The sequence below is a fragment of the Aurantimonas sp. A2-1-M11 genome, assembly GCF_036549475.1.
Taxonomy (GTDB): domain Bacteria; phylum Pseudomonadota; class Alphaproteobacteria; order Rhizobiales; family Rhizobiaceae; genus Aurantimonas.
Genome location: NZ_JAZHLI010000004.1, coordinates 35,162 through 55,738, shown reverse-complemented (window position 1 = coordinate 55,738; position 20,577 = coordinate 35,162). Strand labels below are relative to the sequence as shown.

Here is a 20,577-nt window from a genome sequence, read left to right as displayed (position 1 = left end):
GGCGGGCCGTGCGCCAGGGCGCCGAACAGCCTATATCGGGACGATGACCGCACACGCGACCCTGACCGACTTCATCCGCGAGGACGCCGGCCGGCTCGGCTTTTCCGCGGTCGGCATCGCGCCGGGTACCGGTGACGTCGCGGCCGGTCCGCGGCTCGACGAATTCCTCGCCCATGGGCGCCATGGCACGATGGGCTGGATGCCGGAAACCGCCGAGCGACGCCGGTCGGCGAAGGCGCTGTGGCCCGACGTGCATTCGATCGTCGTTCTCGGCATGAATTACGGTCCCGGGGAGGATCCGCTGGCGATCCTCGAGCGCCCCGATCGCGGCGCGATCTCGGTCTATGCCCGCCACCGCGACTATCACGACGTCATCAAGGGCCGGCTGAAGGAACTGGCGGGCCGGATGGTCGCCCGGGCACGCCAGTCGGGGCTCGGCGCCCATGACGCCAAGGTCTTCGTCGACACCGCGCCGGTGATGGAAAAGCCGCTGGGCGAGATGGCCGGGCTCGGCTGGCAGGGCAAGCACACCAATCTCGTCTCCCGCACCCATGGCTCCTGGCTGTTCCTCGGCTCGATCTTCACCACGCTGGAGCTGGCGCCGGATGCGCCGGGACGCGATCTCTGCGGATCCTGCCGCGCCTGCCAGGACATCTGCCCGACCGACGCCTTTCCCGAGCCCTACAAGCTCGATGCGCGGCGCTGCATCTCCTACTTCACCATCGAGACGAAGATTCCGGTGCCGCGGGAATTCCGGGCGGCCATGGGCAACCGCATCTATGGCTGCGACGACTGCCTCGCCGTCTGCCCGTGGAACAAGTTTGCCGGCAAAGCCAGCGAGGCCAAGCTCATCGCCCGGGACGATCTGCGGGCGCCCACGCTGGAGCAGCTCCTCGACCTCGACGACGCGGCGTTCCGCTCGCTGTTTTCCGGCTCGCCGATCAAGCGCATCGGCCGGGCGAAATTTGTCTCGAACTGCCTCATTGCCGCCGGCAATTCAGGCCTGGCTGCCTTGTTGCCGCCGGTCGAACGCCTCGCCGGCGACCCGGCGCCGCTGGTCCGGGCGATGGCGGTGTGGGCACTGGCGCGGCTTTCGCCCGACGACGCCTTGCGCCGGCGACCGGATGCGCTTGATAGGGAAGAGGATCCTCTGGTCAGGAGTGAGTGGCATGCGCTGGGGCAGGAAGGCTAAGGCGACCGTCGCGGCGGTCGGGGATGCGGCGGAGACCGTCGCGGCAGCCGCCGGCGATACCGGCGAGGCGGCGCTGGAAAAGGCCCGTCGCTCATTGCGCTGGGCCGACAACACCCTGCCGACGGCGATGCGGCGCCGCCGCGCTCTCGGCGCCGGGGAGGTCGGGGCCGGGGCCATGGGCGCCGGTGCCGTCGGTTCGCTGGCACTCGGCGCGGTTGCCATCGGTGCGCTGGCGGTCGGGGCCTTCGCCATCGGGCGGCTTTCCGTCGGACGCGCCCGGGTGGGAGAGGCCGAGATCGGGCGTCTGCGGATCGGCCGGCTCGAACTCGGTGAACTGGTGCGCCCGGACCGGCACTTCGGACGGTTCCGGCATTGAGCGTCCCCCGCTTCTTCGTCTTCGGCCATGGCTATTCGGCCGGACACTTCGTCGACACGCTCGACCCTCACGACGTCACCGGGGTCACCGTGCGCACGGCGGAGAAGGCCAGCAGGCTGGCGGCGCATCATCTCAAGCCCTTCGTCTTCGACGGCGAGCATCCGACCGACGGCATCTCGCCGGCCCTCTACCGGGCGACGCATCTGCTCGTGTCGGTCCCGCCGGGCCATGCGGCCCCGAAAGGCGCCAGCGTCGGCGGCGCCAATGCGCGGCCGGGCGATCCCGTGCTGCGCTGGCATGGCGACGAGATCGCCCATGGCTGCCCCAATCTGGAATGGATCGGCTATCTCTCCACGGTCGGGGTCTATGGCGACCATGATGGCGGCTGGGTCGACGAGGAGAGCGAGACGCGACCGGTCTCGGAGCGCTCCCAGGCAAGGGTCGCGGCCGAGAATGCCTGGCAGGCGGCCGCGGCGACGCGGCGGGTGCCACTCGCCATCCTGCGCCTGTCCGGCATCTACGGACCCGGCCGCAACGGCTTCGTCAATCTCGCCCGGGGCACGGCCAAGCGGCTGGTCAAGCCCGGCCAGGTGTTCAACCGCATCCATGTGGACGATATCGCGGGCGCGCTGGGACTGATGTCGGACAAGCGCCTCGGCGGCATCTACAACGTCACCGACGACGAACCCGCCCCGCCCCAGGAGGTCGTCGCCCATGCCGCCGCGATGGCGGGTGTCGAACCACCGCCGGAAATCGCCTTCGACGCGGCCGAGCTCTCGCCGATGGCACGCAGCTTCTACGGCGAGAACAAGCGGGTCTCCAACGCCCGGATCAAGGCGGCGGGCTACCGGTTCCGCCATCCGACTTATCGCGAGGGACTGGAGAGCGTGCGGGCCGATGCGGCGATGATCGGCAGCTGATCGCAGCGCCGCTGACCGTCACAGGCTTCCGCCTCAGGCAGTGCGCAAGCCGCAGTGGGCGGCCAGCGCCGCCATGTCGGGATCGTCGTGCAACACCGCGTGTCCCCGCGCGATGGAATGGGCCGCGATCAGCGCCGCGTCAGGCCTCTCCAGGGCGATGCCGTGGCTGCGCAGGATGCGGACGAGCCCCGCCGCCCGCTCGGCCGGCCGCTCCCCCGTCACCGGCACGATCGGGAACTGGCGCAGATATCGGGCGATGCGGTCGGCGTCGCGATCGTCGCGGGCGCCGGCCAGGACCCGGAACAGCGTGAGATCGGCGATCCGGATCTCCGACAGGTCCGTCGCCTGACGCAGCAGCGCGACCGCGCGGGTGTCCTCGCCCCTGAGAATGGCGATCCAGACCGAAGCATCGACGAGGATCATCGGTCCGCTGCGGGGTCCGGGCCGGCGCCGGAAGCAGGCCCGTCCGGGCCCGGCCATCCCAGCCCGTGCATGTCGGCGACGGCGCGGCGCCGGCGCTCCTGGGCGATCAGCCGGCGCAGGGCCTCCTCGACCGTCGCCTTCTTGGTCGACAGGCCGGCGGCGGCCATGGCCTCGGTCATCAGCCGGTCGTCGATCTCGATATTGGTGCGCATCGTCCGCTCCGATGTTGCGTCGGCCCCTGCGGTCTACCCATCGCCGGGACCCGCTTCAAGCAGCGCCATCCCCTGGCGCTCCGGCGCAGAGAGGCAGGCCGGCCCCGCAGCCCCCGAGCCCCTACCGTTCGATGCGGTCGATGAACCAGCGGGTCAGCCGGGTCCAGACCTCGTCCTTCTCGGCGAAATCCTCGACCCCGTGCTCCAGGTTGGGGTTGTCGTTGACCTCGATGAGGAAGACGCCGTCGTCGGTCTCCTTCAGATCCACGCCATAGAGGCCGTCGCCGATGCAGCGCGCGCCGCGCAGGCCCGCATCGAGGACGTGGGGCGGCGCCTCGCCGAGGGAGAAGGGCTTGAAGCCGCCCTCCATGGGCCGTCCGCCGGTCTCGTGATTGATGATCTGCCAGTGGCTGCCGGCCATCAGATACTGGACGGCAAAGAGCGGTTCGCCGCCCAGGACGCCGATGCGCCAGTCGAATTTCGTCGGCATGAACTTCTGGGCGATCAAGAGGTCGGAATCCTCCAGCCACGCCGTGGCCAGGGCCACCAGCCCGGCCATGTCGTCGATCTTCTTGACGCCGCGCGAGAAGGAACCGTCGGGGATCTTCAGCACCATGGGAAAGCCGAGCTCGTCGGCCGCCTTCTGGAAATCCTCCTTGCCGCCGATCATCACCGAGGGCGGCGTGGCCACCCCGTTCGCCGCCATCAGCTCGTTGCAATAGACCTTGTTGGTGCAGCGGATCATCGAGATCGGATCGTCGATGACGGGCATGCCCTCCTGCATCGCGCGCCTGGCGAAGCGGTAGGTATGGTTGGAGATCGAGGTGGTCTCGCGGATGAACAGCGCGTCGAAATTGGCCAGGCGCGGCAGGTCCCGGCGGGTGATCGGCTCGACCTCGACGCCGAGCCGCGCAGCGGTGCGGGCCCAGTGCTTGAGCGTGTCCACGGAGGACGGCGGCAGCGCCTCGTTGGGATCGTACAGCGTGGCGAAGGCGTATTTGGCCGGCGTCTTGGCCTTGGCGGCGCGCCATTCGCGGGAGGTATAGCGCTCCATGGCGGCCAGCAGGCGGCCGGTCTCGGCCTTGTCCAGCTTGGCGGGCGCGGCAAAGCCGATGCGGCGGATCTTCGGCTTGCGGTCGCGCTGGCCCGCCTCGGCGGTCCGGCGCACGGGCGTGGCGGCGCCCGCCGGCCGCTCGCTGGGCTCGGCGCCCTCCAGATGGACCTCCAGCGCCGGGGCGCGGAACCAGTCGAAGATCAGCTTGGCGAAACGCTCCAGCCGCGGATCCTCGGCATAGCCGAAATAGATCCGGATCGGCGAAGCCAGCGGGTCACCCTTTTCCAGCGCCTTGGCGAGGGCGGAATCCAGCTCCGGCAGGGCGTTGTCGTAGAGCTGCTTTTCCGACAGGTCGATCATCGTCTCGACCGACGGAATGATGCGATGCCCCCGCGCCTCGGCGAGCAGCGAGGCGTAATAGGCGCGGCTCTGATAGGCATAGGAGCGCGAGAGATTGATGACCTTCGGCCGCTGGCCGCGGAACAGGCCCGGCCGCGCGAGATAGTCGCGCACCGTCATCACCTTGTGCGGCGTCGCGCCGTTGTCGAGATCGGACAGGCGCCCGACGAGAACCACCCACTGGGACATTGTTGACGGCTATGCCTCGCGCCGGGACAGAAACACCGCGGCCCGGAGGCCGACCTTGCCGAAACGCGCGATCCGGTCGAAGGTCTCATAGGGGATCGGAAGATTGGCCGCATCGGCGACGGTCTCGCCGCGCTCGTCGGCGACCCAGGGGTCGTGAATGACGATGTGACGGCCGTCGTCGCCATGGGCCAGCACCCAGTGCGGCACCTTCTTGCCGAACATGTGGTAGCCGGAGATCAGCACGACCGCGGTCTTGCCGCCGGCGATGGCGGCGCGCAGCTCGTCCAGGGTGAAGCGGCGAATGGTGACCGCAATCTCGTACCGCTCGGCCCGGCGGCGGAAATCCTCCTGGGCCAGGCCCATCACCACCTGCTTTTCGGGATTGCGGACGCCTTCCAGGAAGAGATCGCCCGGCTCGGACACATGGATCTCGGCGTGCAGGCCGGCCTCGTGGGCGGCGACCGCCAGGCCATAGGGCTCGCAGCCGCCCGGCCCCGACATCATGAAGATGGTCGTCGCCTCGCGCCACAGCCGGATCTCGGTCACCGGCTCCAGGACGAAGCCCGGAATGTCCCGGCCCATGGCCATCATCAGGCAGCAGGCGCCGCAGGTGAAATCGGTGGTCTGCTCGTAATAGGGCACGCCGGTATCGATCGCGTGCTCGCCGCGCAGGGTCTTCTCGAAGCGCAGCGCCGTCTCGTGATCGGCGTAATAGTCGAGATAGGTGCCGATGGGCCGGAAGCCCTCGGCGCGGTAGAGCGCGATGGCCGCGGCATTGTCGGCCCGCACCTCCAGCCGCAGGGCGATGCGGTCGCGAGCGAAGGCCGCCGCCTCGGCGGCCCGCAGCAGCGCCCGGCCGATGCCGCGCCCGGCCGCTTCGGAGACGACGGCGATGGAGTAGAGCCGCGCAAGGCCCGTGCCGCGCCGCACCAGCAGCGCGGCATAGGCGACGATCGGACCGCACAGCGGCGCCTTGTCGGAAGAACGCCCGGCACCGGGCAGACCGGCTTCGGCGGGACCAGCCGGCGCTTCCACGACGAGGACGAGGGCGCTTGGCGAGCCGATGAGGTTGCGGAAAGACCGCCGGGAGATGCGGTCGGCATCAAAGACCGCATTCTCGATCGCGACGAGCGGCTCGAGATCGGACGGCCGCGCGACGCGGATGGCAAAGCCGGTCTGCGGTTCGGTGACGGAATCGCGGCTGGAAGTTCGGGAGCGCACGTCCTTCCGGCGGGAGACGGGCAACGGCTGGTGCAGCATCGGGGTGGTCATCGGCGAGAATTCGGGACAGACGACACGATGTCGCCGCCGGTTCCTCTATAGGCCTGCGCGCGGGCGAATGCGACGGGAATCGATGGTCGCGGAGAGGCGTCGCAGAGAGGCGTGGCGCGCTCCGTGTCGGGTGCGGAAGACTTGCCCGGCCCGACCGGCATTTGGCGTTGAACAGCTGCAATCTGTCCCGCGCGGCGGTCCAGTACGCCGCTCCGGCCTGGCGGCACGACCCCGCCTTTGCCACGGCCAAAAGACCGCGCGAACGCAGGTGTAAGTGACCGGGGAGCGGCTATGGGTCGGGCCTTCGACGAGTGCAACGGCCCGTCAGCCGCTCCCAGGACCTGTCAGTGAGAACGCCGCTATGCGGAGGCCCGTACAACAGCCCCGGCAGTCCGTGCGGCGACTTGCATAGGTGGTTCCATCGACACCTCCCGTAGCGTCATCGGACGCAGATAATACCCTACGCCCTCCACTGTCCGCGTCAAGATCGACAGACCGCTCCCTCCGCCCCGAAACGGGCGTACTGCGCTCGTTCACCGGAACGTGCTCGGCACCGCCCGGCCACCGGGGCCGGGTGGCGTCGCGTCTCCGCTCAGCCAAGCCCGGCAACGAAGGGCCGGCGTCCGGGCGGCGCGAGTGTCTCGGCGTAACGCAGTGCCTGCAGCCGCCGGTGGGGCGTGAGCTTCGGCAGCGTGTCCGCAGCCTCGGCCGACACCCGATATTCGCCGCAGCGGTCGCAATGGACGGCCTTCTGGTCCGGCTTCTCCGGCTCGATCAGAGTGGCGGGCCCCTCGCAGATCGGGCATTTCATGCAGTTTCCTCCCAAATGTCGAACGACCGCGATGGTACGCCATGCGGGGCGGCGCGGCGAGCGCATCAGATTCCGCGGTGGCCGCGGGGCTGCAGGCAGGGCCGCCACCCTCTATAATCACGTACCGACAGGCGACGGAAGGGCGGGGCGACCGCCGGCGAGGAGCGACATGGCATATGATCTCTATTACTGGCCGATGATTCCGGGCCGCGGGGAATACCCCCGCCTCGTTCTGGAGGCCGCCGGGGTAGTCTATCGCGACGTCGCCCGGCTGCCGGAATCGGAAGGCGGCGGTATCCGCGCCATGCAGGCCTTCATGGCGGGCTCTGGCAGTCGCCGGCTGCCCTTCGCGCCGCCCTTTCTCGTCGACGGCGATATCGTCGTCTCGCAGGCGGCGGAGATCTGCGCCTATGTCGGGGAGCGGCACAGACTGGCGCCGGCCGGCGAGGCCGACCGGCTGTTCGCGCGCGCCATCGCCCTGACCACGGCCGATTTCGTGGCCGAAGCGCACGACGTGCACCACCCGCTCGGCGTCGGGCTCTATTACGAGGACCAGACGGAGGCGGCACTCGTGCGGGCGCAAGGCTTTCGCGAGGAGCGCATCCCAAAATTCCTCGGCTGGTACGAACGGCTCCTCGCCGGCAATGCGTCCGGCTCGGCCTATCTCGTCGGCGGCACGATGACCTATGCCGATCTCGGCCTGTTCCAGACGATGAGCGGGCTGCGCTACGCCTTCCCGCGGCGCATGGCGACACTCGAAGCGGATTATCCCGGCATCGCCGCGCTGGTCGGGCGGGTCGCCGTGCAGCCGGCCGTCGCGGCCTATCTGGCCAGCGAGCGCCGCATGGCGTTCAACGAGGACGGCATCTTCCGCAACTACCCCGAACTCGACGCGGAATAGAGCGCCGTGCAGCCGGCAGGACGCGGAAATCTATCGCCCCCGCCTCGTGCCGTCCGAGTGCTACCCCGGTTGTCGGGCTGGCGCCGCGAACGAAAACGCCCCGGCGTGGGCCGGGGCGTGACGATCTGCGATGGCCGGGCGCCCGCCCGGCGGGTCAGCTGGCCAGCTTGGAGGCGAAGAGCGCGAGCGCCTTCTGGTAGACGCCGGCCCGGTTCCAGTCGCGCAGGATGGCGAAGTTCGGCTCGCCCTCCCGGTAGCCGGCGCCCGGGCGCCAGCCGTGCTGGCGCAGGAAGTTCGCCGTGGAGGCGAGCACGTCGGCCTTGGAGTTGATCAGGTCGCGGCGGCCGTCGCCGTCACCATCGACCGCGAAGCGCAGATAGTTCTTGGCGAGAAACTGGGTCTGGCCGATCTCGCCGGCCCATGCGCCGCGCATCTGGCTCGGCTTCATGTCGCCGCGATCGACGATCGCCAGTGCCGCCAGCAGCTCTTCGGTGAAGAAGGCCGAGCGGCGGCAGTCATAGGCCAGGGTCGCCAGCGAGCTGAAGATGCTCATGGAGCCCGAATTGGCACCGAAGCCGGTTTCCATGCCCCAGATCGCGACGAGGACTTCCTTGGGGACGCCGTAGCTCTTCTCGATGGAGTTGAGCAGGCCGGCATTCTGCTGGATGATCCGCTTGCCCTTCTGGACGAAGGACGCCGGCGCGCGGCGCTGCATGAACGCCTCGAGCGAGATGTTCATGGAATGCTGGTTGCGATCCAGCTTGATGACCTGGTTGGAATAGTTGGTCGGCATCAGGGCCGACTGCACGGTGCCCTGGGAGATCCCGGCGCGCACGGCTTCCTGGGCGAATTGCTGCTTCCACTGGTTGAAGCCGCCGGCATTGTTGCCGCACTGGGCCGCTATGGCGGGCGCAGCGGCACCGAGGCCGATGGTCAGGGCGAGCGATGCGGCGAGCGTCCGCAGGGACGTCAGGCGTGCCTTCATGGGTCTACTTCCTCGTGTCAGGTCGTTCGGCCCCATGGGCCGCGTTGCGTCGATCGGGGCGGGATGGCGCCGGGCATAGGGCCAAAGCTGCCAAAACCATTGTGGTGCCTACAACATCGGCCCGAAGATCGGAATCAATTCTCGGTCAGCACGATGCGCAGATGTCATCAGTCAGAGCGTCCGTTCGCGTCGTCTGGGACGCGCGGCGCTGTCATCCTTGCTGCATCCTAGCCGATCGCGCGGTGCCTGCGTAGTGCAGCGCTGCGACACGGCGCGGCAGAAATGCCGGAGGAGCCCGGTGACAGCGGCCTGTGGCTTTCCCGCCTCACGCACACGGCCGCGCCGCCCTCGGGCGACACGGCCGTGTGATGTTTCGGCGCTCAGGCCCGCACGGGTACCGCCAGACTAGAGCAGGCCGGCTTCCTTGTAGTAGCGCTCGGCGCCCGGATGCAGCGGCACCGGCAGGTTCTTGCCGGCGGTCTCCGGGTCGATGCCCTCGGCCGCATTGTGGGCGGCGACCAGCTCCGGCAGGTTCTCGAAGAGCTGCTTGGTCATCTGGTAGGCGAGTTCCTCGTCGACCTCCGACGAGGTCACCAGGATATTGGTGATCGCCAGCGTCGGAACGGCCTCGTCCTGGCCGTCATAGGTGCCGGCCGGGATTTCCGCAGCGCGGAACGGTGCGCCGAGCGTCTCGGCGATCTCGGCGGGCACCGCCACGACGTTGATCGGCAGCGAGGAAGCCAGGTCGCGGATCGAGGCGACGCCGAGGCCGGCGGACTGCAGGGTCGCGTCGAGCTGGCGGTTCTTGATCAGCTCGACGGATTCGGCGAAGGGCAGATATTCGGTCTTGCCGAGATCATCATAGCTCATGTCCGCGGCGCCGAAGATCGCCCGGGCGTTCAGCTCGGTGCCGGAGGCCGGTGCGCCGACCGACAGGGCCTTGCCTTCCAGGCCGGCCAGATCGGTGATCCCGGATTCCTTGGAGGCGACGATCTGCACGTAGTTCGGATAGATCGCGGCGATGGCGCGCAGATTCTCCACCGGCTGCTGGAAGCCGGCGTCGGCATCGCCTTCCGCGGCGGCCTTGACCGTGTCGCCGAGGGCGAAGGCGATCTCGCCGCGGCCCTGGGTGACGAGATTGACGTTCTCCACCGAGGCCTTGGTCGACTGGACCTGCGTCTTCACACCCTCGATGTTGTCGGCATAGACCTTCGCCAGGGCGACGCCCAGCGGGTAGTAGACGCCCGACGTGCCTCCGGTCAGGACGTTGATGAACTGCTGGGCAGAGGCGGTGGCCGGCGCAAGGGCCAGGCCCGCGACCACGGCCGATGCGGCCAGGCGGTGGATGAGCTTCATGAAGTGTCCTCCCATTGGCAGGCCGACTGGCCCGTTCCGCCCATAAGTACCAGCCGGGCCGGAAAGCTCAAGGGTCGGGTCCCGTCGCCGGTACGCTCCCGTCACCTGTCGCGCCGAAGTGGCCCGTTCGATTGACTTCGCCGATGCCATGTCCGATGTCGAGCCCAAAGCATCTCTGGAGGAAACGCATGCCCGAAATGACAGACGTCCACGGTTTGAGCGTAGCGACAACCCTGAAGACCTTCATCGACAGCGAAGCCCTGCCGGGCACGGGCCTCGAGCCGGACGCCTTCTGGAAGAACTTCTCGGACCTGCTCAACGGCCTGGCGCCGAAGAACCGCGAATTGCTGACGATCCGCGAGGACATGCAGCGCGCCATCGACGAATGGCACGTGGCGCGCCGCGGCAAGCCGCAGGACATGAAGGAATACCGCGCCTTCCTCGACCAGCTCAACTACATCGTTCCCGAAGGGCCGGATTTTTCCATCGACACCGCCAATGTCGATCCCGAGATCGCGCTGGTGCCGGGCCCGCAGCTCGTCGTGCCGCTGATGAATGCGCGCTACACGCTGAACGCCGCCAATGCGCGCTGGGCCTCGCTCTACGACGCGCTCTACGGCACCGACGCCATGGGCGACCTGCCCGAGGGCAAGGGCTATGACCGCGCCCGCGGCGCTCGCGTCGTCACCTGGGCCAAGAGCTTTCTCGACGGCGTCGCGCCGCTCGACCGCATCTCCCATATCGACGTCACGCGCTATGCCGTCGAAGGCGGCACGCTGATCGCCGAGTTCGGCGCGGGCAAGCAGGCGCGGCTGAAGAATCCGACGGCCTTTGCCGGTTACCGCGGCGACGCCGCGGCACCGACCGCGGTGCTGTTCCAGCACAATGGCCTGCATGTGGAGGTCGCCATCGACGCTGGCCACCGGATCGGCAAGAACGACAGCGCCCATGTCGCCGACATGCTGATGGAATCGGCCATCTCGACCATCTGCGACTGCGAGGATTCCATCGCCGCGGTCGACGCCGAGGACAAGACCGCCGTCTATCGCAACTGGCTCGGCCTGATGAAGGGCGATCTGGAGGACAGCTTCCAGAAGGGCGGCGAGACCGTCACCCGCCGGCTGAACCCCGACCGCGACTATACCGGCGCGGACGGCGCGCCGCTGACGCTGCCGGGCCGCTCGATGCTGCTGATCCGCAATGTCGGCCACCTGATGACCAACCCGGCGATCCGCCTGAAGGACGGCTCGGAGGCGCCGGAAGGCCTGATGGACGCGATGATCACCGCGATGATCGCGCTGCACGACCTGAAGAAGACCGGTGGCCTGCGCAATTCGCGCGCCGGCTCGGTCTACATCGTCAAGCCGAAGATGCATGGCCCCGACGAGGTCGCCTTCTCCGACGAGATCTTCGGCCAGGTGGAGGATGCGCTCGGCCTACCGCGCTACACGCTGAAGATGGGCATCATGGACGAGGAGCGCCGCACGACGGTGAACCTCAAGGAATGCATCCGCGCCGCCAGGCACCGGGTGTTCTTCATCAACACCGGCTTCCTGGACCGCACCGGCGACGAGATCCACACCTCGATGGAAGCCGGCCCGATGGTCCGCAAGACCGTCATGAAGGACCGCACCTGGATCGCGGCCTATGAGGACTGGAACGTCGATGTCGGGCTGGCCTGCGGCCTGCGCGGCAAGGCCCAGATCGGCAAGGGCATGTGGGCCATGCCGGCGAAGATGAACGACATGCTCGCCGCCAAGATCAGCCACCCGCAGGCCGGCGCGAACTGCGCCTGGGTGCCGAGCCCGACCGCGGCGACGCTGCACGCGACCCACTACCACAAGGTCGACGTGCTGGCCTGGCAGGACGCGATCGCGCAGAAGGGCCGCCGGGCGGTTCTCTCCGACATCCTGACCATCCCGCTCGCCAACCGCGCCAACTGGCCGGAGGAGCAGGTCAAAGCCGAGCTGCGCAACAACGCCCAGGGCATCCTCGGCTATGTCGTGCGCTGGGTCGACCAGGGCGTCGGCTGCTCCACCGTCCCCGACATCAACGATGTCGGCCTGATGGAAGACCGCGCGACCTGCCGCATCTCGTCCCAGCACATCGCCAACTGGCTGCATCACGGCGTCGTCTCCAGGGACGAGGTGATGGAGGCCATGCAGGAGATGGCCGCAAAGGTGGACGCCCAGAACGAGGGCGACCCGGCCTACGAGAAGATGGCCGGGCATTTCGACACGTCGATCGCCTTCAAGGCCGCCTGCGACCTGGTGTTCGAAGGCCGCGAACAGCCGTCCGGCTACACCGAGCCGGTGCTGCATCGCCGGCGGCTGGAGAAGAAGGCCCAGCAGGCCGGCTGACGCGCCCATTCATCGGCTGCGCTCGCGCAGCCGATGTGGCGTCATGGCGGGATGGTCTGGAGAGACGGCCGGTCGCGGAGAGCGCGTGTCCCTGCCGTCGAGTCCGGCGCTAAAGCGTCTACAGACGGGTCGCCCCGCATGACTGCAGCCGGAGGCGCGGACGCCGCAGCGTCCACACCCTGACCTGCGGACGACGCCCGGACCCGTTACGGCCCCGCGAAACGCCGCCGCGTCAGCTCTGGCGGTTGCCACTGTTGCCGGGCTTTGCAGCCGTCGTCGAAGCGGGCGCGGATTTCGGCTCCGATGCTGTCGCGGACGCCGATGCGGTGGCGGCCTGGGCCGGCTTCGCGGCATCCGCCGGCTTTGCGGCCGGGGTGGCCCCGGCCGGTTTTGCAGCATTGGCGGACCGCGCCGAAGTGGCCGGTGCCGACTTGGCAGTCTTGGCCGGCTGGTCGTTGGCCGCCGCACGCGTCTTTGCCCTGGCAGGCGCCTTCGCAGGCTTCGCCTCGGCGCGCGCCGTCTTCGCCGCAGGCTTTGCAGCGGCCTTGCGGGCCACGGGCTTGCGGGCCACCGGCTTGCGGGCGGGCGGGGATTTGGCAGCCGGCTTCGTTTCGGTGGCTTTCGCGGTGGTCGTTGCCGCAGCGGCCGACTTGGCCGCGGCCGGGGTCTCGGCCGCCTTCACCGGGGTCGGCGTCATGGCTGCCTGTGCGGCAGCGGTCGCTGCCTTGGCGACATCGGCGCCGGAGATCACCGCGCCGGCCAGGACCGTCTCGCCGGCCCTGGTCGCATCCTTGCCGAGGATCTCGGCCTTGGCTTCGCGCTCGGCCACGGCACCCTCGCGATGCGGCGTCCCGGTGCCCTTGGCCGGCTGTGCCCGCTTCGGCAGGGACGCCGCCGAATGGGTGGCGCCGTGGGTCAGCGCGAAGTCGACGATGCGCGGGCAGATCTCCGCCCGGAACCGCGAGCCGTTGAAGACGCCGTAATGACCCACCTTGGGCTGCACGTAATGGATGCGCTTGTCGTCGGGAATGTTGACGCACAGATGCTGGGCGGCCTCGGTCTGGCCGACGCCGGAAATGTCGTCGTTCTCGCCTTCGACGGTCAGGAGGGCGGTGCGCCGGATCTTGGTCAGGTCGATCCGCTTGCCGCGATGCATCATCTCGCCCTTCGGCAGCGAGTGCTTGATGAAGACCTCGTCGACGGTCTGCAGATAGAACTCGGCCGTGAGATCCATCACCGCGTTGTATTCGTCGTAGAACTCGCGGTGCTTGTCGGCGGAATCCCCGTCATCCTTCACCAGATGCCAGAAGAAGTCCTTGTGGGCGGTCACGTGCCGGTCGAGATTCATCGACATGAAGCCGGTGAGCTGCAGGAAGCCCGGATAGACCGACCGCATGACGCCCGGCTGCGGGAAGGGCACGGTCATCACCACACTCTCGCGGAACCAGTCGATGCCCTTTTCCTCGGCCAGCTGGTTCACGGATGTGGGGTTGATGCGGGTGTCGATGGGACCGCCCATCAGCGTCATGGTCGCCGGCGCGCAATCGTCGCCATCGGCCTCCATGCGTGCCACGGCCATCATCACCGGCACCGCCGGCTGGCAGACGCCGATGACATGGGTGTCCGGCCCGAGGAACTGCAGCATCTCGATCAGATAGTCGACATAGTCGTCCAGATCGAACCGTCCGTCGGCCAGCGGCACCTTGCGGGCGTCGCGCCAGTCGGTGATGTAGACGTCGGCATAGGGCAGGAGCGCCTCGACCGTGCCGCGCAGCAGGGTGGCGTAATGGCCCGACATCGGCGCCACCACGAGAAAGCGCGGATCCTTGCCGTGCCGCTTGGGCAGTTCACGCTCGAAATGCAGCAGCCGGCCGAAGGGCTTTTGCCAGACGCTCTTGTCCTGGACGGGAATCCGCTGGCCGTCGACCACGGTCTCGTGCAGCCCGAATTCCGGCTTGCCATAGACCCGGGTCACGCGTTCGAACAGCTCGGCCGCGGCTGCCATGGAGCGGCCGACCGGCAGATGCGACAGCGGGTTCAGCGGGTTATCGTAGAACAGCTTCGTGGCATCCGCGGCAGCGCGGAGCGGGACGAGCGCGGCATGGTTCCATTCATAGAAGTGGTACAGCATCGGCTCTCGCTCGTTTTTCTCTTCCCGACAATCTAACAACTCTTGCTGCAATGCACAACGCGCAGCGGGTAAGGCGCACCGGGTGTCATCGTTGCAGATAGATTTCCTTTTTGCTGCAACGCAGCAGCGCGTCAGGCGTTCCAATCTGCCGACGACGTTCCGGCAAGTGTGCGACGACATGCTTGCGCCAGACAGTCACCTCGCGGTCACACTGGGTCATTCGATGCAGGGGGGGGGGGCGGCCCGCCTTGCGGCTCAGCCGTCGTAGCCCTCGACGATGACCATCTCGGCCTCGGCACAGCGCTGCCGGATCGCCTTGGCCTTCTGGTACTGGTCGCTGTCATAGCAGGCGCGCGCGGCCTCGACGCTGTCGAACTCGATCACGACGTTGCGGCTGCGCGCGGCGCCTTCCAGTTCGACGAACGGGCCGCCACGCACCAGGAAGCGGGCGCCATGCTCCCGGAAGGCCGAGGCGGCAGCCTCCACATAGCCCTTGTAGCCTTCCAGGTCGTGCACATCGACCCGCGCGATCCAGTAACCCTTCGCCATCTCTTCCCTCCCGTTGCGCCGCCCCGAAGCGGGCGCGGCGGCGATGCCTGGCATCGCCCTGTCTTCTGTCATCAGCCCAAGGCGGCGGCCATCTCGTCCAGAATGGCGACCGCCGCCTTGCGCGGATCCCCTGCCGCCACGATCGGCCGCGCCACCACCAGATGCGAGGCCCCCGCCTGCAGCGCATCGCCGGGCGTCGCCACCCGCTTCTGGTCGCCTGCCGCTGCCCCGGCCGGGCGGATGCCCGGTGTCACGATCGCCATGTCGGGGCCGATCCGATCGCGCATCGGGCCGGCTTCCGACGCTGCGGAAACAATGCCGCCCATGCCGATATCGCGCGCCTGCTCCGCCCGCAGGGCGACCAGTTCGCGAACGGTCAGGCCGTAGCCCGCATCCTTGAGGTCGGCGTCGTCCAGCGAGGTCAGCACCGTGACGCCGAGAAGCGTCAGGGGCGAACCGCTGGCCGCCTCCACCGCGGCCTTCATGGCGTGGGGATAGGCATGGATCGTCAGCATCGCGGCGCCAAGCGCCTGCGCGCTCTCGACGCCCTTGGCGACGGTGTTGGAGATATCGAGGAGCTTGAGGTCGAGAAACACCTGCTTGCCGGCGCGGGCCAGTTCGCTGACCAGCGGCAGGCCGCCCGCATAGGCGAGCTGATACCCGATCTTGTACCAGAGCACCTCGTCGCCCAGCGTGTCGACGATCGCCTCCGCTTCGGCCCAGGTCGCCACGTCGAGGCCGACGATCAGTCGCTCGCGCGCCGCTGCGCGGTCGGTCATTGCATTCAAGGTGCATCCTCCGGGGGAATGTCGACGGTCACGACCGTACCCGACATCCCGCTGCTGACATCGAGCCGGGCGTCCAGCCCCTGCACGAGTGAAAGGGTGATCCGGCCGCCGAGACCGCCCTGGGCCTGTGACCGGCGCTGGCGGGCAAGGGCCTTGCCGCTGGTGTCGACGACATCGCTGCCGGCCGCGTCACTGTCATGGTCGAGGGATTCGGCGATCTGGCGGGCGACGTGGGGCTCCTGCGCCGCGTTGGGCGCGTCCACGCCTTCGCCGGCGTCCCGGCCGGCCGTCTCCGGCTCGACATCGACCGGCCTGTCGCTGCTGCGATGGGGCCACGCGCTGCCCGGCGGTAGGCCGATTCCGTCATCGCCGACGGTCATGCGGATGACGCCGGAGGACAACATCTTGAGCCGTGCCTCGACCAGTCCCACCTCGCGTCCCTCGAAGGCATGCTTCAGCGCATTGGTCAGGAGTTCGGAGAACAGGAGCCCGATGCGCGCTGCCCGCTCGACATCGTCTTCGATAGCGTCGCAGTCGATGTTGACGCGGATCGACCGGCGGCCGTCGAGATGGCCGATGGTCGCCGCGATGCGGCTGACATAGGCGCCGAGCGGGACACGCCGGTCGCGCGTCGAGGCAATGCCGGCTTCGGTCATTTCCTGGTACAGGAGCTGCAGGCTCTCGATCCGCCGCGCAAGGGCGTCGAAGGCTTCCCTGCTGGTCTCGGACCGCGCCTGCATCCGGATCATGCCGACGACCATCGCCAGATGGTTCTTGACCCGGTGCTGCACCTCGCCCAGGGCCGCGTCGATCCTCGCGGTCTCCTTGTCCTGCCCCGACAGGTCGAGGTCCGTGCCCTCGCTCATGTCGCGCTGGATGCCCAGGAAGCACTGGAGATTCTGCTCGTCGTCGTAGAGCGGGGTGATCATCAGCCGGTTGAGAAAGCGGGTGCCGTCGGACCGGTAGTTGACGATATCGACCGAAAAGTCGCGCTCGTCGCGCACCGCTTCCGCCAGCTGGCGAACCTGCGCGGGGTCGGTCCCGTCGCCCTGCAGGAAACGGCAGTTGCGGCCGATGGCGGCCTCGGCCGAGTAACGGGTGATCTTCTCGAACGCCCGATTGGCATAGACGATGGGATTGTCGTCGAGATGGGGGTTGGTCAGGACCAGGGCCAGCGGCATCTCGGCGAGAACGGCCGTGCCGATCTCGTCCGGAATCTCGGGCGTGCGAGGTTTCTCCCCGTCAAAGCGTCCCATCGATCCCCGCTCCCCGTCATTCGGCCCGCATGCCGGTATCCGGTTCAAGTTAAAGCCGATCGCGCGTCAGGCAAATGCACGGCCCTTGCGGGTGGTTGCGGCGGCGGTGATCAATGGGCCTCGTCCCAGTTGGCCGCAGCCTTGGCATCGACCTCGATCGGAACCGAGAGCTGGACCACCGGCAGGGCCGCCTCCTCCATGACCTTGCGGATCACCGGCAGGGCCGCGTCCACCTCCTCGTCCTCCACCTCGAAGATCAGCTCGTCATGAACCTGCAGCAGCATGCGCGCCGACAGGCCCGCATCGGCCAGCGCCGGCTCCATGCGGATCATCGCCCGACGGATGATGTCGGCCGCGGTGCCCTGGATCGGCGCGTTGATCGCCGCGCGCTCGTTGAAGGCGCGCACCGAGGCGTTGGGCGAGCGGATGTCGGGATAGTGGACACGCCGGCCGAACAGGGTCTCCACATGCCCATGCTGCTTGGCGAAAGCCTTGGTGGCGTCCATGTAGTCGCGGATGCCGGGGAAGCGCTCGAAATAGCGCCGGATGTAGCTGCCGGCCTCGTCGCGCGGGATCGACAGCTGGTTGGCCAGGCCGAAGGCCGAGATGCCGTAGATGATACCGAAATTGATCGCCTTGGCGCGGCGGCGGATTTCCGAGGGCATGCCCTCCACCGGCACCCCGAACATTTCCGAGGCGGTCATGGCGTGAATGTCGAGCCCCTCGCGGAAGGCGTCCTTCAGCTGGGGGATGTCGGCGATATGGGCCAGGATGCGCAGTTCGATCTGGCTGTAGTCGGCCGAGACCAGGCTGTGGCCCGCCGGCGCGACGAAGGCGGTGCGGATGGCCCGGCCCTCTTCGGTGCGCACCGGGATGTTCTGCAGGTTCGGCTCCGACGAGGACAGCCGCCCCGTGGTGGTCGAGGCCATGGAATAGGAGGTGTGGATGCGCCCCGCCGCGTCCATGTGGGCCGGCAGCGTGTCCGTATAGGTGCCCTTCAGCTTGGTGAGCTGGCGCCAGTCGACGATCCGCCGCGGCAGCGGATGGCCCTCGGCGGCCAGTTCCTCGAGCACCCGCACGTCGGTCGACCACTGGCCGCTCTTGGTCTTCTTGCCGCCGGGCAGTCCGAGCTTGCCGAACAGCACCTCGCCGAGCTGCTTGGGCGAGCCGGGATTGAAGGCCTCGCCGGCAATCTCGGCGATCTCGGCCTCCAGCCCCGCCTGCTTCTGGGCGAAGCGGCCGGACAGGCGCGACAGGATCTGCCGGTCGACCTTGACGCCGCGCTCTTCCATCCGGGCGAGGACGGGCACCAGCGGGCGCTCGAGCCGCTCGTAGACGGTCGCCACGCTCTCGGCGACCAGCCGCGGCTTGAGTACCTGCCACAGGCGAAGCGTGACGTCGGCGTCCTCGGCAGCGTATTCGGTGACCTTGTCGATGGCGCAGGCGGCGATCGCCTTCGCGCCCTTGCCGCTGCCGCAGAGGTCCTTGTAGCTCAGCGGCTTGTGGCCCAGGAACCGCTCCGACAATTCGTCCATGCCGTGGCCGGCCAGGGAGGCCGAGGCATCGAGGGCATAGGAGATCAGCATGGTGTCGTCGAAGGGCGCCATGGCGATGCCGTGACGGCACATGACGAGATAGTCGTATTTCACGTTCTGGCCGATCTTCAGGACGGAATCGTCCTCCAGCACCGGCTTCAGGATCGCCAGCGCCTCGTCCAGCGGCAGCTGCGGCCCGATCTCGTCCTCCACCGCCTTGTCGGACAGAAGATCGGCCTCGCCCGAGGGCGAGACATGGCCCAGCGGCACATAGGCGGCCCGCCCCGGCGCGGTCGCAAAGGACACGCCGACGAGATCGCATTTCATCGCCGACAGCGAACTGGATTCGGTGTCGAAGGCCAGAAGCCCGGTCTCGCGCGCCTCGTCCATCCAGGCCGACAGCGTCGCCGCATCGCGAATGGTGACATAGGCGCTCAGATCGAACACCGAGGCGGCGGCGGCCGCCCGGCGACTTTCCACGAGAGCGGCCGGGGTGAAGGGCAGCGCCGCGTCGCCCGCTCCAGGCGCCGCCCCGGCCGATGCCGCCGGATCCAGGTCGGGACCGCGAGCCGGCCCGTCGACGGCGATCTCGGCGGTTTCCACCGCCGACGCGTCGGTGCCCAGCTGGGCGGCCGCGCGGCGGGTCAGAGAGTTGAACTCCATCGCCTTCAGGAAGGAGATCAGCTTCTCGCCGTCGGGCTCGTGGATGAAGAGGTCGGCCAGCGGTACCTCCAGCGGCGTGTTCTGGTCGAGCGTCACCAGCGTCTTCGACAGCCGCGCCTGGTCGGCGAAGGCGATCAGGTTCTCGCGGCGCTTGTTCTGCTTGATCTCGCCGGCGCGCGTCAGCAGCGTTTCCAGGTCGCCGAATTCCTTTAGCAGCTGCGCCGCCGTCTTCGGCCCGATGCCGGGTACGCCCGGCACGTTGTCGGAGGTGTCGCCGACCAGCGCCTGCAGGTCGATCATCTTGTCCGGATAGACGCCGAACTTTTCCTTCACCTCGTCGGGGCCGAGGCGCTTGTCCTTCATCTGGTCGTAGAGGATGACGCGCGGCCCGACGAGCTGCATCAGATCCTTGTCCGAGGAGACGATGGTCACGTCGCCGCCCGCCTCCACCGCATGGCGCGTATAGGTCGCGATCAGGTCGTCGGCCTCGAAACCCTGCTTCTCGATGCAGGGCAGGTCGAAGGCGCGCACCGCCTCGCGGATCAGCGCGAATTGCGGGACCAGATCCTCAGGCGGCGCCTCCCGATTGGCCTTGTAGTCGGCATAGAGCTCGTTGCGGAAGGTCGTCGAGGAATGGTCGAAGATCACCGCGAAATGGGTCGGCGCGACGCCGACCGACGTGTCGCGCGCTTCCTCGACCAGCTTCCACAGCATGTTGCAGAAGCCCGACACGGCGCCGACCGGCAGCCCGTCGGACTTGCGGGTGAGCGGCGGCAGCGCGTGATAGGCGCGGAAGATGTACGCCGATCCGTCGACGAGAAAGAGATGGTCGCCCTGGTTCATGTGCCGGTCGTAGCTTGGCGCCCCGCGCGAGTCCATCCGGTTCCGGGGACGCCGTGGAAGGGTCTCCGGCGACCGCCACGCGGCGGGGTAGCTGGGGAATTCGGCCCCCGGCTTGGGGCGGTCCCCCGGCCGCAAAACCGGAAAACAGGCTGCCCCTCTTGCAATCAGTGAATTGTTGTTGTTTGTTACGGCTTGGCAATGGTGCGTTCACGGCGATGTGATCTTAGCTCACGCGTCCGTTGCTTGATTTCCCCCGTTCCAGGTCGCATCTCTTGTTCAACGGCGCTCGAAGCGTCGTGTTCGGCCAGAAGCACGTCCCCCGCTTATGTGCCGGATTTCAGAGCGGCATGGCCCCCTTCCCC

The 20,577-nt window shown here is 68.3% G+C and carries 17 protein-coding genes; 5 read left to right on the top strand and 12 right to left on the bottom strand.

Translation table 11 applies throughout. The features are described 5' to 3' along the window. Nucleotides 1-43 precede the first annotated feature (43 nt). The 3 genes from queG to VQ042_RS02830 are packed head-to-tail and all read left to right on the top strand — an operon-like array spanning nucleotide 44 to nucleotide 2,488. Entirely contained in the window at nucleotides 44-1,192 is a 1,149-nt protein-coding gene (gene queG / locus VQ042_RS02840; RefSeq protein WP_331815292.1) for a tRNA epoxyqueuosine(34) reductase QueG, read from the top strand. Beyond that, on the top strand, nucleotides 1,170-1,568 hold the full coding sequence (locus tag VQ042_RS02835) for a hypothetical protein (RefSeq protein WP_331815290.1): 399 nt from the start codon (nucleotides 1,170-1,172) through the stop codon (nucleotides 1,566-1,568). The genes queG and VQ042_RS02835 overlap by 23 nt, the downstream gene beginning before the upstream one ends. After that, nucleotides 1,565-2,488: an SDR family oxidoreductase gene (locus tag VQ042_RS02830; RefSeq protein WP_331815288.1), complete on the top strand. Its 924-nt coding sequence runs from the start codon at nucleotides 1,565-1,567 to the stop codon at nucleotides 2,486-2,488. Before VQ042_RS02835 ends, VQ042_RS02830 begins: the two co-directional genes overlap by 4 nt. A gap of 33 nt (nucleotides 2,489-2,521) precedes the next feature. Here the strand turns inward: VQ042_RS02830 and vapC are convergent, their stop codons facing one another. The 5 genes from vapC to VQ042_RS02805 form a co-directional block, all read right to left on the bottom strand. Next, complete coding sequence (vapC, locus tag VQ042_RS02825) at nucleotides 2,522-2,911, bottom strand: type II toxin-antitoxin system VapC family toxin (RefSeq protein WP_331815286.1); 390 nt, start codon at nucleotides 2,909-2,911, stop codon at nucleotides 2,522-2,524. Further along, nucleotides 2,908-3,123 (bottom strand): type II toxin-antitoxin system VapB family antitoxin, encoded by a 216-nt coding sequence (locus VQ042_RS02820; protein ID WP_331815284.1) that lies wholly within the window; start codon nucleotides 3,121-3,123, stop codon nucleotides 2,908-2,910. Before VQ042_RS02820 ends, vapC begins: the two co-directional genes overlap by 4 nt. 121 nt (nucleotides 3,124-3,244) lie before the next feature. Beyond that, entirely contained in the window at nucleotides 3,245-4,765 is a 1,521-nt protein-coding gene (locus tag VQ042_RS02815; RefSeq protein WP_331815282.1) for a RimK family protein, read from the bottom strand. 9 nt (nucleotides 4,766-4,774) lie between these two features. Continuing rightward, nucleotides 4,775-6,037, bottom strand: coding sequence for a GNAT family N-acetyltransferase/peptidase C39 family protein (locus VQ042_RS02810; RefSeq protein WP_331815280.1), 1,263 nt, complete (start codon nucleotides 6,035-6,037; stop codon nucleotides 4,775-4,777). A 592-nt stretch (nucleotides 6,038-6,629) separates the two neighbouring features. Further along, the gene (locus VQ042_RS02805; protein ID WP_331815277.1) at nucleotides 6,630-6,848 is read right to left on the bottom strand and encodes a hypothetical protein; all 219 of its coding nucleotides are present in this window, start codon (nucleotides 6,846-6,848) and stop codon (nucleotides 6,630-6,632) included. Between the two features lie 169 nt (nucleotides 6,849-7,017). On the opposite strand from VQ042_RS02805, the gene VQ042_RS02800 reads away from it, so the two are divergent. Further along, on the top strand, nucleotides 7,018-7,749 hold the full coding sequence (locus VQ042_RS02800) for a glutathione S-transferase (protein WP_331815274.1): 732 nt from the start codon (nucleotides 7,018-7,020) through the stop codon (nucleotides 7,747-7,749). 154 nt (nucleotides 7,750-7,903) lie between these two features. Here VQ042_RS02800 and VQ042_RS02795 read toward each other — a convergent pair whose 3' ends face one another. Both VQ042_RS02795 and VQ042_RS02790 read right to left on the bottom strand, forming a co-directional pair. Then, entirely contained in the window at nucleotides 7,904-8,734 is an 831-nt protein-coding gene (locus tag VQ042_RS02795) for a lytic murein transglycosylase (protein ID WP_331815271.1), read from the bottom strand. A gap of 405 nt (nucleotides 8,735-9,139) precedes the next feature. Continuing rightward, nucleotides 9,140-10,090: a TAXI family TRAP transporter solute-binding subunit gene (locus tag VQ042_RS02790; protein WP_331815268.1), complete on the bottom strand. Its 951-nt coding sequence runs from the start codon at nucleotides 10,088-10,090 to the stop codon at nucleotides 9,140-9,142. Between the two features lie 188 nt (nucleotides 10,091-10,278). On the opposite strand from VQ042_RS02790, the gene VQ042_RS02785 reads away from it, so the two are divergent. Continuing rightward, a complete protein-coding gene (locus VQ042_RS02785) occupies nucleotides 10,279-12,450 on the top strand; it encodes a malate synthase G (protein ID WP_331815266.1) in 2,172 nt (723 codons plus the stop codon). 232 nt (nucleotides 12,451-12,682) lie between these two features. On the opposite strand, the gene VQ042_RS02780 is transcribed toward VQ042_RS02785, so the two are convergent. The 5 genes from VQ042_RS02780 to polA all read right to left on the bottom strand — a co-directional run bounded on the left by VQ042_RS02780 (nucleotide 12,683) and on the right by polA (nucleotide 20,215). Then, nucleotides 12,683-14,581 carry a polyhydroxyalkanoate depolymerase gene (locus VQ042_RS02780; RefSeq protein ID WP_331815264.1) on the bottom strand — a complete coding sequence of 633 codons (1,899 nt, stop codon included), beginning with the start codon at nucleotides 14,579-14,581 and terminating at the stop codon, nucleotides 12,683-12,685. A gap of 255 nt (nucleotides 14,582-14,836) precedes the next feature. Then, complete coding sequence (locus VQ042_RS02775; RefSeq protein WP_331815535.1) at nucleotides 14,837-15,130, bottom strand: DUF1330 domain-containing protein; 294 nt, start codon at nucleotides 15,128-15,130, stop codon at nucleotides 14,837-14,839. Between the two features lie 71 nt (nucleotides 15,131-15,201). Beyond that, nucleotides 15,202-15,909 (bottom strand): orotidine-5'-phosphate decarboxylase, encoded by a 708-nt coding sequence (gene pyrF, locus VQ042_RS02770; protein WP_331815261.1) that lies wholly within the window; start codon nucleotides 15,907-15,909, stop codon nucleotides 15,202-15,204. Nucleotides 15,910-15,914: 5 nt separating this feature from the next. Next, nucleotides 15,915-17,174 carry a PAS domain-containing protein gene (locus VQ042_RS02765; protein WP_331815259.1) on the bottom strand — a complete coding sequence of 420 codons (1,260 nt, stop codon included), beginning with the start codon at nucleotides 17,172-17,174 and terminating at the stop codon, nucleotides 15,915-15,917. A gap of 110 nt (nucleotides 17,175-17,284) precedes the next feature. After that, on the bottom strand, nucleotides 17,285-20,215 hold the full coding sequence (gene polA, locus VQ042_RS02760; RefSeq protein ID WP_331815257.1) for a DNA polymerase I: 2,931 nt from the start codon (nucleotides 20,213-20,215) through the stop codon (nucleotides 17,285-17,287). Nucleotides 20,216-20,577 lie beyond the last annotated feature (362 nt).